Below are 18,111 nucleotides of genomic sequence, written 5' to 3'. Positions count from 1 at the left end.
CGCTAGGTTTAATGTAATCGCCCTGCGCTATGGTTAGCGCTGTCCGGCACCCAGCCCTTGATAAAAGACTGGACGTTCCGGGCTTTGAAATGTCCTAAAGGCAGTCCCCGTAATAAAAGGAAACCCGCAGCGATGGCGTACTACCGCACTCCTCATGACGTTACCGCTCTGCCCGCCTGGCAAGCGCTCAATCAACACCGCCAAGCCATGCAGGATTTCAGCATGCGCGAAGCGTTCAATGCCGATCCTCAGCGTTTTTCCCAGTTCACCTTGAGCAGCTGCGGACTTTTCCTCGATTACTCGAAAAACCTGATCACCAGCGAAACCCGTGACCTGCTCGTGGCGCTGGCCAAGGAAGTCGACCTCAAGGCCGCCATTGACGCGCTGTACGCCGGCGAGCCGGTCAACTCCTCGGAAGGTCGCCCTGCCCTGCACACGGCACTGCGCCGCCCGGTGGGTGACAAGTTGTCGGTCAACGGTGTGAACATCATGCCGGACGTGCACAAGGTGCTGAACCAGATCACTGACCTGGTTGGCCGCATCCACGACGGCCTATGGCGTGGCTACACCGAGAAGCCGATCACCGACGTGGTGAACATCGGCATCGGTGGCTCCTTCCTCGGCCCGGAGCTGGTCTCCGAGGCACTGTTGTCCTACGCCCATAAAGGCGTGCGCTGCCATTACCTGGCGAACATCGACGGCAGCGAGTTCCATGAGCTGACCATGAAGCTGCGCGCCGAGACCACGTTGTTCATCGTCTCGTCGAAATCGTTCAACACCCTGGAAACCCTGAAGAACGCCCAGGCCGCCCGTGCCTGGTACCTGGCCCAGGGTGGCTCGGAAGCGGAGCTGTACCGCCACTTTATCGCCGTATCAAGCAACAACGCGGCAGCCGTGGCCTTCGGTATCCGCGAAGAAAACATCTTCCCGATGTGGGACTGGGTCGGCGGTCGCTACTCGCTGTGGTCGGCCATCGGCTTGCCAATCGCATTGGCCATCGGCATGTCCAACTTCAAGGAGCTGCTGTCCGGTGCCTACACCATGGACCAGCATTTCCAGAACGCGCCGTTCGAGGCCAACATGCCAGTGCTGCTGGGCTTGCTCGGCGTATGGTATGGCAACTTCTGGGGTGCGCAGAGCCATGCGATCCTGCCGTACGACCATTACCTGCGCAATATCACCAAACACTTGCAACAGTTGGACATGGAATCCAACGGCAAGAGCGTGCGCCAGGACGGCACGCCCGTGTCCACCGATACCGGCCCCGTCATCTGGGGCGGCGTCGGCTGCAACGGTCAGCACGCCTATCACCAGTTGCTGCACCAAGGTACCCAACTGATCCCGGCCGACTTCATCGTGCCGATCGTCAGCTTCAACCCTGTGTCCGACCACCATCAGTGGCTGTATGCCAACTGCCTGTCCCAGAGCCAGGCGCTGATGCTCGGCAAGACCCGCAGCGAAGCCGAAGCCGAGTTGCGCGACAAGGGCATCCCGGAAGACGACGTGCAGAAGCTGGCCCCGCACAAGGTGATCCCCGGGAACCGTCCGAGCAACACCTTGGTGGTCGAGCGCATTAGCCCCCGTCGCTTGGGCGCGCTGGTGGCGATGTATGAACACAAGGTGTTCGTGCAGAGCGTGATCTGGGGCATCAACGCCTTTGACCAATGGGGCGTTGAGCTGGGCAAGGAGCTGGGCAAAGGCGTCTACAACCGCCTGACCGGTGCCGAAGAAACCAGCGCCGAAGATGCTTCGACCCAGGGCCTGATCAACTATTTCCGCGGTCGTCACCGCGGCTGATACCGGTACGACAGGGTCAACGTCCGTTTGGACGTTGGCCTTGAACCCTCCCCCCACAGGGTGCATCTTTATGACTTGTCGCCAAAACAAGAATAAGGAGCGCTCATGTTCGATATCAGCACCTTTCCAAGCGCCGATGCCGTCCGCCGGGCTGCGCAACTCAGTCAAGAGGACTACCAACGCCTCTATCGCCAATCCATCGAACAGCCAGACACCTTCTGGGCCGAGCAGGCCAAGGCGTTTCTCGACTGGATGAAGCCGTGGCACACGGTCCAGCACTGCGATATCAACACCGGCGCCGCCCAATGGTTTGCCGGCGGCCAACTGAACGTGAGCTATAACTGCATCGACCGTCACTTGGCGCAACGCGCCGAGCAGCCCGCCTTTATCTGGGAAGGCGATGACCCGACCAAGTCCGTCAAGATCACCTACCGTCAACTGCATCAAAACGTCTGCCGCCTGGCCAATGTGCTGAAAAGCCGGGGCGTGAAGAAAGGCGACCGCGTGTGCATCTACATGCCCATGATTCCGGAAGCGGCCTACGCCATGCTGGCCTGTACGCGCATCGGGGCGGTGCATTCGGTGGTGTTTGGTGGTTTCTCGCCGGATGCCCTGCGCGACCGTATTCTCGACGCCGATTGCCGCACGGTCATCACCGCCGATGAAGGCGTGCGCGGCGGCAAACCCGTGGCACTGAAACAGAATGTCGACAAAGCCCTGGCCAATTGCCCGAATGTCAGCACGGTACTGGTGGTGGAGCGTACCGGGGCTGCCGTGAACTGGAGCGAAGGCCGCGACCTCAAGTACCGGCAGGCCCTGGACACCGCGAGCGATGATTGCCCGCCCGAGCCGATGGACGCCGAGGCCCCGCTGTTTATCCTCTACACCTCCGGCAGCACCGGCAAACCCAAGGGCGTGCTGCACACCACCGGCGGCTACCTGCTGCAAGCGGCAATGACCTTCAAGTACGTGCTCGATTATCGCGATGGCGAGGTGTTCTGGTGCACCGCGGATGTGGGCTGGGTCACCGGTCATAGCTATATCGTGTATGGCCCGTTGGCCAATGGCGCCACCTCGCTGATGTTCGAAGGTGTGCCGAGTTACCCGGACAGCTCGCGCTTCTGGCAGGTGATCGACAAACACCAGGTCAATATCTTCTACACCGCGCCAACCGCGCTGCGCGCCTTGATGCGTGAAGGCCATGGCCCGCTTGAGAATACCTCCCGCGCCAGCCTGCGCCTGTTGGGCAGCGTCGGGGAACCGATCAACCCGGAAGCCTGGGACTGGTACTTCAATGCAGTCGGCGAGCAGCGCTGCCCCATTGTGGATACCTGGTGGCAGACCGAAACCGGCGGCATCATGCTCAGCCCGTTGGTCAGCGCCCAGCGGATCAAACCCGGGTGTGCCACCCAGCCGATGTTTGGCGTACAACCCGTGCTGCTCGATGAACAAGGCAAGGCATTCAGCGGTGCCGGCAGCGGCGTGCTCGCGATCAAGGCCAGTTGGCCGGGGCAGATTCGCAGTGTCTACGGTGATCCACAGCGCATGATCGACACTTATTTCAAACCCTACCCCGGCTATTACTTCACCGGTGATGGCGCACGCCGCGATGAAGACGGTGACTACTGGATCACCGGGCGCATCGACGACGTGATCAACGTCTCCGGCCACCGCATCGGCACAGCCGAAGTAGAAAGTGCGCTGGTGCTGCATGACCAGGTCGCCGAAGCGGCCGTGGTGGGCTACCCACATGACGTCAAAGGCCAAGGTATCTATGCCTTTGTGACCCCGATGAATGGTGTCGAACCCAGCGATGCGCTGAAAAAGCACCTGCTGGACCTGGTCAGCAAAGAAATCGGCAGTTTTGCCAAGCCAGAGCTGATCCAATGGGCGCCTGCCCTGCCGAAAACCCGTTCCGGCAAGATCATGCGGCGGATTCTGCGTAAGATCGCCTGCAATGAACTGGACAGCCTGGGCGATACATCGACCCTGGCCGACCCGAGCGTGGTCGACGGTTTGATCGACAAACGCCTGAACCGCTAGGAAATCCGAGTCGCCATGGAATTTATCCGCAGCCGTATAGAAACCCAGTTGATGAGCCTCACCGGCTTGTCGCTGGGCCAACTGGACCTGGAAAACCCCAAGGGCGATCCCGGCCTTTTCGGCCCGGACTCGGTCAGTTGGCAAGTCCACGGCGACTTCAGCAGCATGCTCATCGGCGGCATCAGCGCCTTGATGCTGCAAGCCCTGCACCCCCTGGCCCTGGCCGGCGTGTGGGACCATTCGAATTTTCGCCAGGACATGCTCGGGCGTTTACGCCGTACTTCGCAATTCATCTCCGGCACCACATTCGGCTCGCGCAAAGACGCCGAGTGGCTGATCGAGAAAGTGCGCACCATTCACCTGCAGGTCGTCGGGCACGCCCCGGACGGACGGCCTTACGCGGCCAGCGATCCGGAGTTGCTGACCTGGGTACACGTAGCGGAAGTCAGCAACTTTCTCGCCGCCCACTTGCGGTATCGCAATCCGCAGCTGTCGGGGCGGGACCAGGATCGCTACTACAGCGAAATCGCCCTGGTGGCCGAACGCCTGGGTGCCCGGCAGGTTCCGCGCTCCCGGCAGGAAGTCTCGGATTATCTGGCACGTGTTCGCCCACAACTGCTGTGCGACGAGCGCAGCCGCGAAGTGCTGCGCCTGCTGCTCAATGCGCCCGCCCCCAGCCACCTGGCCAAACCCTTTGGCGCGTTGATGATGCAGGCCGGGATCGACCTGTTGCCGGACTGGGCCAGCGCCATGCTCGAACACCACCAAAGTCCGCTGCAGCGCCAGATGATCCGCGCCGGGGTCAAGAGTAGCGCGCCCTTGTTGCGTTGGGCGATGCGCAATGGTTCGGTGCAACGCGCCCATCGGCGGATGGGGCTGATGTAGCCCGCGGCCCATAGCTGTTAGACTCCGCGCCCTCATTGCCCACAATTACCTAAAGCAAGGCGCGCTCCATGTCTCCCCTGAACCAGGCGCTGCGCGCCGCCCTCGATCGACGCCAGGACCTGATCAACGAACTGCATGCCCAGGGCACCGATTGCTATCGGCTGTTCCATGGTAGCCAGGAAGGCGCCGGCGGCCTGACGATCGACCGCTACGGCCCGCAGTTGCTGGTACAAAGCTTCCACCAGGCGCTGGACACCCACGACCTGCTGGACCTGCACCGGCTGATCAACCAGTACATGGGCCTGGAATTGCTGCTGGTGTACAACGACCGCTCGCGTGGCAACTCGCGCATCGACCGCGAAGACACGGTATACCGCGCCGAGCCTGCGGCGCTGGAAGACCTGGTCGGCCACGAATGGGGCCTCAACTACCGCGTGCGCGGGCGCCATGTCGGGCAGGACCCGCTGCTGTTCCTCGACCTGCGCAACACTCGCGGTTGGGTCAAGGCCCACAGCGCCGGCAAAAGTGTACTGAACCTGTTTGCCTATACGTGTGGGGTCGGCCTGAGTGCCGCCGCCGGTGGCGCACGTGAGGTGTGCAACCTGGACTTTGCCGAAGGTAACCTGGCGGTCGGTCGTGAGAACGGCCTGTTGAATCCGCAATTACCCACCATGGAATTTGTGCAGTCCGATTACTTCCCGGCGATTCGCCAACTGGCCGGCCTGCCGATCGCTCAGCGTCGCGGGCAAAAGCTGCCGAGCTATCCGCGCCTGGAGCAACGTCAATACGACCTGGTGTTACTCGACCCGCCCGCCTGGGCCAAGAGCGCCTTCGGCACCGTCGACCTGCTGCGTGACTACCAGAGCCTGCTCAAGCCAGCATTGCTGGCAACCGCCGACAACGGCGTACTGATCTGCTGTAACAACCTGGCAAAAGTGAGCATGGACGATTGGCGTGACCAGGTACTGCGTTGCGCCGAGAAAGCGGGGCGCCCGGTACGCGACTGGCGCATCATGGCGCCCGGCGCCGATTTTCCTTCGCAAGACCAACAGCCACCGCTGAAGACAATGATCCTGCAGTTATAGGACTTATCTCAAAAGGACTGGCTCTTCGGAACCGAAAACCCGTGCCATACTCCAAGGCACTCCTGTTCGACATAGATGGCGCCGCCCCCATGCCCAAAGGATTGATTCGCGCCGCTGGCGCCTTGTTGACTGCCGTAGCCCTGTACAGCTTGCTGGGCTTTCTGATTTTGCCCGGCATCGCCCTCCGCATAGCCAATCAACAACTGGCCAACTACACCACGGTGCCAGCCCGCATCGAACGCATCGAGCTCAACCCGTTCAGCCTGGAGCTGACCGTGTGGGGCCTGCAAATCGGCGATCCAGGCAAGGAACAGGTCGGTTTCGAGCGGCTGTATGCCAACCTGCAGCTCGACAGCCTGTGGACCCGCGCCGTGCACTTGGCGGATGTGCAACTCGACAAGCCCAAGACCGAGCTGCTGTTCGACAAATCCGGCCAACTGAACCTCGCGCAACTGTTCAAGTTGCCGCCCAGCGAGCCAACCCCGGCCGATCCCAACGCCAAACCGTTCCCGTTGCGTATCGACAACATCAAGCTGGCCGGCGGCTATTTACATTTCGAAGACCTGCGCCCCAGCGAGCCCATCGAGTTCCTCTATGACAAACTCGACTTCGAGCTGAAAAACCTCAGCACGCTGCCGGAAGACAACGCCGACATGACCCTCGTGGCCGCGGGCCCCCAGGGTGGGCAGATCGACTGGAAAGGCAATTTCAGCCTGGTGCCGATCACCTCCAAAGGCACATTGAAGGTCACCGACGGCAAGATGAAAGCCTGGTGGCCGTATGTGCGGGATGCACTGCCACTGGTGCTTGAGGACGGTGTGCTCAACTTCAGTACCGACTACACATTCAGCCTGGCCAATGAGACTGCGCTGAACCTGAACAACACGGCCGCGAGCATCGCGCCCTTTGCCATCAAGGCGCCGGATGGCCGCCCACTGGTACGCTTGGAGCGCCTGGACATCAGCGAAACAACAGTGGACCTGGCCAAGCAGCAAGTGGTGGTCGGCAAGATCCGCAGCAACAAGCTGGAAACCTGGGCCGCCCGCGAAGCCGATGGGCAATTGGACTGGCAAAAACTATTCGCCAGCCAGCCAGGCAAACCGGCCAAGGCACCGGAACCGGCCAGCGCACCGGCCACTGCCGACTCGCCAAAACCTGCACCGGCAGCGCCCAGCAAACCCTGGCAAGTGCTGCTCAAGGATGTGCAACTGCGCAACTACCAGGTGCACCTGGCTGACCGGCAGGCTAAACCGGTCGTCGCGCTGGAGCTGGGGCCGTTGAATGTCGATATGCAGAACTTCGATAGCCTCAACCAAAGCCCCTTCACCCTCAAGATCGACAGCGGCCTGGGCAAACAGGGCAAGATCCAGGCAACCGGCGAGGTCAACCTCAACCCCGTCAGTGCCAAGCTGAAAGTGAATACCCAGGACATCGACCTGCGGGTCGCCCAATCCTATATCAGCCCGTTTATTCGTCTGGAACTGCGTAGCGGCATGCTCGGCAGTAACCTGGATGTGAACCTCAAAAGCACAGACCCACTTAAGCTCCAGGTAACCGGCCGGGCCCAGGTGGACCAGTTGCACACCCTGGACACCCTCAAGACCCGTGACTTCCTCAAGTGGCAACGCCTGGTGCTGGAAGGCCTGAACTACCAGCATGGCGACAGCCTGTCGATCGACAAGGTCAACCTGCAGCAGCCGTATGCACGCTTCATGATCAACGATGACCGCACCACCAACGTGGACGACCTGTTGATTCCACAGCCAGCCGACAGCGGCGCCAAAGCGGCGGCCAAGCCTGCGGCCAGCCAAGATAAGCCCCTGGGTATCCATATCGGGCAGATTGCGATCAACGACGGCTCGGCCAACTTCGCCGACTTCAGCCTCACGCCCAACTTTGCGACCGCAATACAACAGCTCAACGGGCAGATCGGCACCATCGACAGTCGCCAGGCCAAACCGGCCAACGTCGACATCAAGGGCAAGGTGGACCGCTACGCGCCAGTGACCATCAAAGGCAGCGTGAACCCATTCGACCCCATGGCAGCGCTGGATATCGCCACCAGTTTCAAACGTGTCGAGCTGACCACCCTGACCCCCTACTCGGGCAAGTTCGCCGGTTTCCGTATCCGCAAGGGCCGTCTCAACCTCGACCTGCATTACGTGATCACCAAGGGCCAGTTGAAGGCCGAGAACAAAGTGGTGGTCGAGCAATTGCAGTTGGGTGAAAAGGTCGACAGCGCCGATGCCGTGGATTTGCCGATTCGCCTGGCGATTGCCTTGCTTAAAGACAGCGATGGCAAGATCTCCATCGAACTGCCCATCAGTGGCGACTTGAACAACCCGCAATTCAGCGTGATGCCGATCGTGTGGCAGACCCTGCGTAACCTGGTGGTGCGCGCGGCGAGTGCACCGTTCAAATTCATCGGCGGATTGATTACCGGTGGAGGTTCGGAAGACTTGGGTAACGTGTCGTTCGCCGCCGGCTCGAGTGAATTGAGCAAAGAGGCTGAGGGCGCATTGGACAATCTGGCCAAGGCGCTGAAGGAACGCCCAGCCCTGCGCCTGGAAATCGAAGGCACAGCGGCGGCCAGCAGTGACGGCCCCTTACTGGCCCAGGAGCGACTGGAACGTGAATACCAGTACAACTACTACAAGATGCTGCAGCGTCGCGGCGAGAAGGTTCCAGCCCAGGCCTCCCTGCTGGAGGTTCCGGAAAGCGAGAAAGCCCCGCTGCTCGAAGGTATCTATCGCACTCGCTTGAAACAGCAGCCCCCTGCGGAATGGAAAGACCTCAGCCGCGATGAGCGCACGGCGAAGCTGAAGGACGGCTTGATCAAGTTCTGGAGCGGCAGTGATGTATTGCTACGTCAGCTGGGCCAGGACCGGGCCAGCACCATCAAGGATTACCTGGTAGACAAAGGGCAACTGGAAGATGACCGGGTGTACTTCATCGACGCCAATCTGGGCCAGGCCGAGAAAGACGGTCGAGTGATCACACCAATGCATCTGGATGCCGAGTAACCCTCCACAATAGAACAGGCCCCGACACGAATGCCGGGGCCTGTAATGACCACTTCCTTGTGGCCGGTCGCATGAACACGTGAGGTGCATTGAGTGGATAACTGGCTCACTCGTTGCCGCCGCGCCTAGTTCAGGCGATGGGTTGAGCGTTACTCGGCTTTCAAGCCATCAGCCGATACTGCTTTAACGCCTTTGATTTTCTTGGTGATCGCAACAGCAGTGGCTTTCTGCGATTCAGTCACAGCAGTCGTCGAAGACAGGGAAACCACGCCTTTGTTGGTTTCGACTTTGATGTCTGTGCCAGGAATGCCTTTCTCAGTAACCAGGTCAGCCTTCACTTTGGTGGTGATCCAAGTGTCGCTGGTTGCGCCTTTGGCATCAGCGGCTGCGCCCTTGGTTTTGTCGATATTGTCTGCTTTGGTAGCGCCGCCGGCCAACAGGCCATCAGCCGAAACAGCAGTTACGCCTTTGATTTTCTTGGTGATCGCTACAGCGGTCGCTTTCTGAGAGTCAGAGATGGCAACGGTCGACGACAGGGAAACCACACCTTTGTTGGTCTCAACCTTGATGTCCGAACCTGGGATGCCTTTTTCGGTCAGCAGGTCAGCTTTAACTTTGGTGGTGATCCAGGTATCCGAGGTGGACTCCTTGGCCTTAGTCACTTCGCCAGCAGCCAGTGTCATCGGCGCTTGAGACGTTTGAGCGAAAGCAACGTTGGTCATAGCCAGTGTCAAAGCGGTAGCAGTAGCGAGAGCGAACTTCTTCATACGAGTAACTCCTGTTTTATTAAAAGTCTGCAGCGTGTGGACCTTGATGCTGCAGCGTTAACAGGGATATTGCAGGCACTGTGCCAAGTCGAAATCCAGATAAAAACCCTTTAAAAACAATGCATTAACAAATACCCATCTTTTCGGAATCGTGCAACTTGCATGAACCGCGTCGTGCCTGCGTGCAAGTTGCGGTTTTTTGGCTTGGATTAAACAACTGATTTTTCGGGCTTTTTCCGCCGCCATAAAAAAAGGACTCCGAAGAGTCCCTTTTTCAGCGTGAAACCTGCGGGTGATTAAACGCCCGAAGCCTTGGCTGCTGCTACATCCTTGATGGACAGCTTGATACGGCCGCGGTTGTCCACGTCCAGTACCAGCACTTCCACTTCCTGGCCTTCTTTCAGAATGTCGGTCACTTTCTCAACACGAGCGTCGCTCAGCATGGAGATGTGAACCAGACCGTCTTTGCCCGGCAGGATGTTGACGAATGCGCCGAAGTCGACGATGCGTTCAACTTTACCGACATAGATCTTGCCGATCTCGGCTTCCGCGGTGATGCCCAGAACGCGCTGACGCGCGGCCTCTGCAGCTTCCTTGGTTTCGCCGAAGATCTTGATCGAGCCGTCGTCTTCGATGTCGATCGAAGCCTTGGTCTCTTCACAGATCGCACGGATGGTCGCGCCGCCTTTACCGATAACATCACGGATTTTGTCGGTGTCGATTTTCATCGCGATCATGGTCGGAGCGTTTTCCGACAGCTCGGTACGGGACTGACCAATGATCTGGTTCATCTGACCGAGGATGTTCAGGCGCGCTTCCAGGGCTTGGCCCAGGGCGATCTCCATGATCTCTTCGGTGATGCCCTTGATCTTGATGTCCATCTGCAGCGCGGTAACACCTTTAGCGGTACCAGCGACTTTGAAGTCCATGTCGCCCAGGTGGTCTTCGTCCCCCAGGATGTCGGTCAGGATGGCGAACTTCTCGCCTTCTTTAACCAGGCCCATGGCGATACCGGCAACCGGTGCCTTCATCGGCACACCAGCGTCCATCAGCGCCAGGGAAGCACCGCAAACGGAAGCCATGGAGCTGGAACCGTTGGACTCGGTGATTTCCGACACCACACGGATGGTGTACGGGAACACGTCAGCAGCAGGCAGCATGGCCTGAACCGAACGGCGGGCCAGACGGCCGTGACCGATTTCGCGACGACCCGCACCGCCCATGCGACCACACTCGCCCACCGAGAACGGAGGGAAGTTGTAGTGCAGCATAAACGGGTCTTTTTTCTCGCCTTCCAGGGTGTCCAGCAGTTGTGCGTCACGGGCAGTACCCAGGGTCGCGACAACCAGCGCTTGGGTTTCACCACGAGTGAACAATGCCGAACCGTGAGTCTTCGGCAGAACGCCGACTTCGATGTTCAGCGGACGCACGGTGCGAGTGTCACGGCCGTCGATACGTGGCTTGCCGTTAACGATGTTCTCGCGAACGGTGCGGTATTCGATTTCACCGAATGCAGCCTTGACGTCGCTGGCGGAAGGCTGGCCTTCTTCGCCGGACAGCTTGGCAACAACCTGATCCTTCAGCTCACCCAGGCGAGCGTAACGGTCGGCCTTGATGGTGATGGTGTAGGCCTGGGAGATCGCTTCGCCGAACTCGGCACGGATAGCGCCCAGCAGTTCGGTGGCTTCCGGGGCAGCAGCCCAGGTCCAGGTTGGCTTGGCAGCTTCAGCGGCCAGTTCTTTAACGGCGTTGATCACGACCTGGAACTCGTCGTGAGCAAACAGTACCGCGCCCAGCATCTGGTCTTCGGTCAGCTCTTTGGCTTCCGATTCAACCATCAACACGGCTTCCGAAGTACCGGCAACGACCATGTCCAGGCTCGAAGCTTTCAGTTGCTCGTAAGTCGGGTTCAGCAGGTAGCCGGTGCTTTCGTGGAAGGCAACGCGGGCAGCGCCGATCGGACCATCGAAAGGAATACCGGAGATGGCCAGGGCAGCCGAAGTACCGATCATCGCTGCGATGTCCGGATCGGTTTTCTTGCTGGTGGAAACGACGGTGCAGACAACCTGCACTTCGTTCATGAAGCCTTCTGGGAACAGCGGACGGATCGGACGGTCGATCAGTCGGGAAGTCAGGGTTTCTTTCTCGGAAGGACGGCCTTCGCGCTTGAAGAAACCGCCAGGGATCTTACCGGCAGCGTAAGTCTTTTCCTGGTAGTGGACAGACAGAGGGAAGAAACCCTTGCCTGGATCGGCTTGCTTGGCACCTACAACGGTCACCAATACGGTGACGTCGTCGTCAACGGTAACCAGCACTGCGCCGGAAGCTTGACGGGCGATACGGCCTGTCTCGAGGGTAACGGTCGACTGACCGAACTGGAATTTTTTGATAACCGGGTTCACGGTGTCCTACCTTCTTTGTGGCTCTTGGGGAACTTGTCTTCTTACGAAATTCTTGGGCAATGTCGGGAGTCGGCCCAACTGTTGTCCAGGGGTAAAACGTGTATCCAGATAAAACTTGAGGCTGGGAGCCTGCCATGAGCCAGCGGGAATCCCACTGACACACGGCAGACAACCAACCTCTAGCGCAATCGCTGATTAGCGACGCAGACCCAGGCGACCGATCAGAGCCTGATAACGACCCAGATCCTTGCCTTTCAGGTAGTCCAGCAGCTTACGGCGCTGGTTTACCATGCGGATCAGACCACGACGGGAGTGGTGATCTTTACCGTTGGCCTTGAAGTGACCTTGCAGCTTGTTGATGTTGTGGGTCAGCAGTGCAACTTGCACTTCTGGCGAACCAGTGTCACCAACAGCTTGCTGATAGTCAGCTACGATTTGTGCTTTTTCTTGAACGTCGAGAGCCATGAGGCAATCCTTTTTTCAGGAAACTGCCTAAAGGGCAGTTTCAACAGGCCAGGGACAAATCCCTGTATCTAAAAATGAGTGTTGACCGTGCCTGTTAACAGCCACACTCGTTCGGTCATTCTGACCGAATCAGTCGACGCGGCGCGATGCGCCCGTCTTCGCTCACTTCACCGATACCGATAAAGCGACCGTTATGATCCTGTACTCGCACCATGCCAAATTTCGGGGCATCCGGGGCACGTACCGGCTGGCCATTGAGCCAATAGAACGCGCTGTGCTCCGAGAAGTGCAGCAATGGCCAATCAAGCAAACCGCTGTCCGATGGCATCAGGAAGCGATCAACCGCCTCGTTGCCGCCTTCGGCATGCACCGCCTCCAACTCTTCCAGCGTGACCGTTTGGGCCAGGCTGAAAGGTCCGGCCTGTGTGCGTCGCAGTTCTGCAACGTACGCGCCGCAACCGAGCTTCTCACCAATATCTTCCACCAGGGTCCGGATATAGGTGCCTTTGCTGCAGTCCACCGCCAAGCGGGCGGTGTCGCCTTCACAGGCGAGCAATTCCAAGCGCGCAATAGTAACAGAACGCGGTTCGCGCTCCACTACTTCGCCCGCACGTGCCAGCTTGTAAAGAGGCTGCCCATCCCGCTTGAGAGCCGAGTACATCGGCGGTATCTGACTGATTTGCCCGCGAAAAGCGGGTAAAACAGCTTCGATATCAGCACGACCAACGGTCACGTCGCGAACCTGCAGAACATCACCTTCGGCATCGGCCGTGGTAGTGGTCTTGCCCAGTTGCATCAGGGTTTCGTAACCCTTGTCGGAGTCGAGCAGGTATTGCGAGAACTTGGTGGCCTCGCCAAAGCACAACGGCAGCACGCCGGTGGCCAGGGGATCGAGGCTGCCCGTGTGCCCGGCCTTTTCGGCATTGAGCAGCCAGCGGACCTTCTGCAACGCGGCATTGGAGGTAAAGCCAATGGGCTTGTCGAGCAGAATGATGCCACTGACATTGCGACGGATACGTTTAACCTGAGCCACCGCTTACTCCTTGGCGTCTTCAGGTGTGGACGGGTGCTGATTATCTTCAGCCACTGCACGCTCGATCAGTGCCGACAGGTGCGCACCCCGCACGACGCTTTCGTCGTAGTGGAAGTGCAACTGAGGCACGCTGCGCAGCTTCATCTCACGGGCAAGCTGCATACGCAGGAAGCCGGCGGCAGCGTTGAGCACCTTGATGCTTTGCGCGATTTCTTCGCTGCTGTCCTGGCCCATCACGGTGATGAAGATCTTGGCGTGACCCACGTCACGGCTCACTTCAACGGCAGTGATAGTGACCAGGCCAACGCGCGGGTCTTTGACTTCGCGACGGATCAGTTGAGCCAGCTCGCGCTGCATCTGATCGCCGATACGTTGGGTACGGCTGTATTCTTTTGCCATGTCTTGTTACCTGTTACTGCCACACGGTGAAATCCGTGGGGTCTGAAAGCGGCAAACGCCCGGCCTGACAAAAGCCAGACCGGGCGTTGCGTTTAGAGTCCGGACGCGGCGCGGGGCATTTGCATGCCCACACGCGGCGTGGCCCTTGAAGTGCGCGAGTTAGAGGCTGCGAGCAACCTGAACCTTCTCGAAAACTTCGATCTTGTCGCCAACCTTGACGTCGTTATAGCTCTTGACGCCGATACCGCACTCCATGCCGGCACGTACTTCAGAAGCGTCATCCTTGAAGCGGCGCAGGGATTCCAGCTCGCCTTCGAAGATAACGATGTCTTCACGCAGTACACGGATTGGACGGTTACGGTAAACGGTGCCTTCGATAACCATACAGCCGGCGATCGCGCCAAATTTCGGCGAACGGAACACGTCACGTACTTCGGCAACACCCAGGATATTTTCCCGGACGTCGCTGCCAAGCATGCCGGTAAGGGCTTTCTTGACGTCTTCGATGATGTCGTAGATGACGTTGTAGTAACGCATGTCCAGGCCTTCCTGCTCGACGATCTTGCGAGCGCCAGCATCGGCACGCACGTTGAAGCCGAACAGTACAGCGTTGGAAGCCAGTGCCAGGTTAGCGTCGGACTCGGTGATACCACCAACACCGCCACCAACAACACGCACTTGCACTTCGTCGTTACCCAGGCCGTTCAAGGCGCCGTTCAACGCTTCGAGGGAACCACGAACGTCAGATTTGAGGACGATGTTAAGCGTCTTCTTCTCTTCCTGCCCCATGTTCTCGAAGATGTTTTCCAGCTTGCCGGCGTGAGCACGGGCCAACTTGACTTCGCGGAACTTGCCTTGACGGAACAGAGCCACTTCACGGGCTTTCTTCTCGTCGGCAACCACGCTCATCTCGTCGCCAGCATCCGGGGTACCGTCCAGGCCGAGAATCTCGACAGGGATGGCCGGACCAGCTTCCTTGATGGACTTGCCGTTCTCGTCAAGCATGGCACGTACACGGCCGTAGTTCGAACCGACCAGCACCATGTCGCCTTGGCGCAGGGTACCGTCTTGAACCAGGACGGTCGCAACCGGGCCACGGCCCTTGTCGAGGCGGGACTCAACCACGACACCGCGGCCAGGAGCCGATGGAGTAGCGGTCAGTTCCAGAACTTCGGCTTGCAACAGAACGGCTTCAAGCAATTCGTCAACGCCAGTACCCATCTTCGCGGAGACCGGTACGAACGGAGTGTCACCACCCCACTCTTCAGAAGTCACGCCGTGAACCGACAATTCGCTACGGATGCGATCGAGATCAGCGCCCGGCTTGTCGATTTTGTTCACTGCCACCACCAACGGTACGCCAGCTGCCTTGGCATGCTGAACGGCTTCGATGGTTTGTGGCATCACGCCGTCGTCCGCTGCGACCACCAGGATCACGATGTCGGTCGCCTTGGCACCACGGGCACGCATCGCGGTAAACGCGGCGTGACCTGGGGTGTCGAGGAACGTCACCATGCCGCGATCGGTTTCAACGTGGTAGGCGCCGATGTGCTGGGTAATACCGCCAGCCTCACCTGCTGCAACCTTGGCACGACGAATGTAGTCGAGCAGGGAAGTTTTACCGTGGTCAACGTGGCCCATTACGGTCACGACTGGTGCACGGGAAACGGCTTCACCTTCAAACTTCAGGGACTCGGCCAGGGAATCTTCCAGGGCTGTGTCGCTGACCAGGGTCACTTTGTGGCCCAGCTCTTCCGCAACCAATTGGGCAGTTTCCTGGTCCAGTACCTGGTTGATGGTGGCCGGGGTGCCCAGCTTGAACATGAACTTGATGATTTCAGCTGCCTTGACCGACATCTGCTGGGCGAGGTCGCCTACAGTGATGGTCTCGCCGATCTTCACTTCACGCACGACAGGGCCGGTTGGGCTCTGGAAACCGTGGGCGTTGCGTTTTTTCAGCTTGGCCTTGCCGCGACCACCACGACGGAAGCCATCGCTTTCTTCGTCGGTAGTCCGTGGCGCAACGCGTGGCGCAGGCGCTTTCTCTTTGACCGAGGCGCGATGCGGAGCGTTTTTGCGCTCGCCATCACCACCACCACCGCGACGATTGTTATCGTCGGCACGTGGCTTGTCCGGACGACGAGGTTCGTCGCGTTTACGAGCGTCAGCAGCAGGTGCTGGTGCAGCGGCAACCGGAGCGGCCTCACGCACAGCTTCTACAGGCGCAGCAGGGGCCGCGACTGCATCAGTGGCAGCAGGTTGCGCAGCAGCAGGCTGGCGACGCGCTTCTTCTTCGGCGCGACGCTTGGCTTCTTCTTCAGCCTTCTGGCGAGCAGCATTTTCTACTGCACGACGTTCTTCCAGTTCGCGTTTACGCTCGGCTTCGATTTCTTCCGGGCTGCGCTGCACGAAGACTTTCTTCTTGCGCACTTCAACGCTAATGCTCTTGCTACCAGCAACACGCAGGGTGCTGGTGGTTTTGCGCTGCAATGTAATCTTGCGCGGTTCTTCCACTTTCGCCTTGTGGCTGCTCTTCAAGTGAGTCAGCAAAGACTGCTTCTCACTATCGCTCACACCTTCATCGGCGGCGGTGTGCGGCAGACCTGCCTCACGCATCTGCTGCAACAGGCGCTCTACCGGTGTTTTGACCTCATCGGCCAGTTGTTTCACCGTGACTTGCGTCATGCACTTCTCTCCTCAGGCCGCGCCTAATTACTCGAACCAATGGGCTCGGGCGGCCATGATCAACTTGCCGGCACGATCATCGTCAATGCCGTCGATGTCGAGCAGATCGTCAATAGACTGCTCGGCCAGGTCTTCGCGGGTAATTACGCCGCGCACCGCCAGTTCCATCGCCAAATCCTTGTCCATACCCTCAAGCGAGAGCAGGTCTTCGGCCGGATGGGCGTCTGCCAGCTTTTCCTCAGTAGCGATGGCTTTAGTCAACAAACGATCCTTGGCCCGAGCGCGAAGCTCGTTGACGGTGTCTTCGTCAAAGCCGTCGATGTTGAGCATTTCTTCCAACGGTACGTAGGCAATCTCTTCCAGGCTGGTGAAGCCTTCATCTACCAGCACCTGCGCCAGATCTTCGTCGACTTCCAACTCGTCGATAAAGTTGCGCAGGATGTCACCGGTTTCAGCTTGCTGCTTAGCCTGGATGTCCGATTCGGTCATCACGTTCAGGGTCCAGCCGGTCAGTTGGCTGGCCAGACGCACGTTCTGACCACCACGACCAATGGCCTGAGCCAGATTGTCTGCGCCAACGGCGATGTCCATTGCATGGGCATCTTCGTCAACGATAATTGCCGCCACTTCAGCCGGCGACATGGCGTTGATCACGAACTGCGCCGGGTTATCGTCCCAAAGGACGATGTCCACACGCTCACCGCCCAATTCGCCCGACACTGCCTGGACGCGCGAACCGCGCATACCAATGCAAGCGCCCTGCGGGTCGATGCGTTTGTCCTTGGAGCGGACCGCGATCTTGGCGCGCGAACCCGGGTCCCGGGACGCAGCCATGACTTCGATCAGGCCTTCGGCGATTTCCGGCACTTCGATACGGAACAGTTCGATCAGCATTTCCGGCGCGGTACGCGACAGGATCAGCTGAGGGCCGCGGTTCTCGGTGCGGATTTCCTTGAGCAGCGCACGCAGACGCACGCCGACACGGAAGGTTTCGCGAGAGATGATGTCTTCACGGGCCAGCAACGCTTCGGCGTTGTTGCCCAGGTCGACGATCACGTTGTCGCGGGTAACTTTTTTCACAGTACCCGAGATGATTTCTCCCAGGCGCTCGCGATAGGCGTCAACGACTTGAGCGCGCTCGGCTTCGCGAACCTTCTGCACGATGACCTGCTTGGCGGTCTGTGCAGCAATACGGCCGAACTCGATCGATTCGATCTTTTCTTCGACAACATCACCCACCTTGGCACCAGGATGCGTTTCAGCAACCTTGCTTGGCCAGGTTTCAATGGCCGGATCATCAAGATCGGCTTCTTCGACGACCGTCCAGCGACGGAAAGTCTCATAGGCACCGGTGTGGCGGTTGATTTCCACACGCAGATCAACTTCGTCTTCAAAACGCTTTTTGGTAGCAGTGGCCAGGGCCAACTCCAGCGCTTCAAAAATCACGTTTGCCGGTACGCCCTTTTCATTGGATACCGACTCAACAACCAGCAGTACTTCTTTGCTCATCGTACGCCTCGCCTTTCG

At 59.1% G+C, this 18,111-nt stretch carries 12 protein-coding genes; 5 read left to right on the top strand and 7 right to left on the bottom strand.

The annotated features are described in order from the left end of the window. Positions 1-132 precede the first annotated feature (132 nt). The 5 genes from pgi (at position 133) to AC1Q6I_RS12765 (ending at position 8,833) form a co-directional block, all read left to right on the top strand. Positions 133-1,797: a glucose-6-phosphate isomerase gene (pgi, locus tag AC1Q6I_RS12785; protein ID WP_024077427.1), complete on the top strand. Its 1,665-nt coding sequence runs from the start codon at positions 133-135 to the stop codon at positions 1,795-1,797. Between the two features lie 105 nt (positions 1,798-1,902). Further along, a complete protein-coding gene (acs, locus tag AC1Q6I_RS12780) occupies positions 1,903-3,840 on the top strand; it encodes an acetate--CoA ligase (protein ID WP_069077022.1) in 1,938 nt (645 codons plus the stop codon). Positions 3,841-3,855: 15 nt separating this feature from the next. Continuing rightward, complete coding sequence (locus AC1Q6I_RS12775; RefSeq protein ID WP_102623719.1) at positions 3,856-4,725, top strand: oxygenase MpaB family protein; 870 nt, start codon at positions 3,856-3,858, stop codon at positions 4,723-4,725. A 68-nt stretch (positions 4,726-4,793) separates the two neighbouring features. Then, positions 4,794-5,810 carry a class I SAM-dependent rRNA methyltransferase gene (locus AC1Q6I_RS12770; protein ID WP_102623720.1) on the top strand — a complete coding sequence of 339 codons (1,017 nt, stop codon included), beginning with the start codon at positions 4,794-4,796 and terminating at the stop codon, positions 5,808-5,810. 89 nt (positions 5,811-5,899) lie between these two features. Beyond that, positions 5,900-8,833 carry a DUF748 domain-containing protein gene (locus AC1Q6I_RS12765; RefSeq protein ID WP_102623721.1) on the top strand — a complete coding sequence of 978 codons (2,934 nt, stop codon included), beginning with the start codon at positions 5,900-5,902 and terminating at the stop codon, positions 8,831-8,833. Positions 8,834-8,982: 149 nt separating this feature from the next. Here the strand turns inward: AC1Q6I_RS12765 and AC1Q6I_RS12760 are convergent, their stop codons facing one another. The 7 genes from AC1Q6I_RS12760 to nusA form a co-directional block, all read right to left on the bottom strand. Further along, positions 8,983-9,600 carry a BON domain-containing protein gene (locus tag AC1Q6I_RS12760; RefSeq protein ID WP_024077432.1) on the bottom strand — a complete coding sequence of 206 codons (618 nt, stop codon included), beginning with the start codon at positions 9,598-9,600 and terminating at the stop codon, positions 8,983-8,985. 296 nt (positions 9,601-9,896) lie between these two features. Further along, positions 9,897-12,002, bottom strand: a complete 2,106-nt coding sequence (gene pnp / locus AC1Q6I_RS12755; RefSeq protein ID WP_024077433.1) for a polyribonucleotide nucleotidyltransferase — start codon at positions 12,000-12,002, stop codon at positions 9,897-9,899. Positions 12,003-12,197: 195 nt separating this feature from the next. After that, entirely contained in the window at positions 12,198-12,467 is a 270-nt protein-coding gene (gene rpsO / locus AC1Q6I_RS12750) for a 30S ribosomal protein S15 (protein ID WP_003176135.1), read from the bottom strand. Positions 12,468-12,582: 115 nt separating this feature from the next. Beyond that, on the bottom strand, positions 12,583-13,500 hold the full coding sequence (gene truB / locus AC1Q6I_RS12745; RefSeq protein ID WP_010562682.1) for a tRNA pseudouridine(55) synthase TruB: 918 nt from the start codon (positions 13,498-13,500) through the stop codon (positions 12,583-12,585). A gap of 3 nt (positions 13,501-13,503) precedes the next feature. Beyond that, a complete protein-coding gene (rbfA, locus tag AC1Q6I_RS12740; RefSeq protein ID WP_024077434.1) occupies positions 13,504-13,899 on the bottom strand; it encodes a 30S ribosome-binding factor RbfA in 396 nt (131 codons plus the stop codon). A gap of 159 nt (positions 13,900-14,058) precedes the next feature. Beyond that, positions 14,059-16,584 (bottom strand): translation initiation factor IF-2, encoded by a 2,526-nt coding sequence (gene infB / locus AC1Q6I_RS12735; protein ID WP_024077435.1) that lies wholly within the window; start codon positions 16,582-16,584, stop codon positions 14,059-14,061. A 27-nt stretch (positions 16,585-16,611) separates the two neighbouring features. Further along, positions 16,612-18,093: a transcription termination factor NusA gene (gene nusA, locus AC1Q6I_RS12730; protein WP_008057419.1), complete on the bottom strand. Its 1,482-nt coding sequence runs from the start codon at positions 18,091-18,093 to the stop codon at positions 16,612-16,614. Between the last annotated feature and the right edge of the window lie 18 nt (positions 18,094-18,111).

It is taken from the genome of Pseudomonas sp. MPR-R2A5 (genome assembly GCF_058793055.1).
This window is presented reverse-complemented; position numbering and strand designations above follow the sequence as displayed.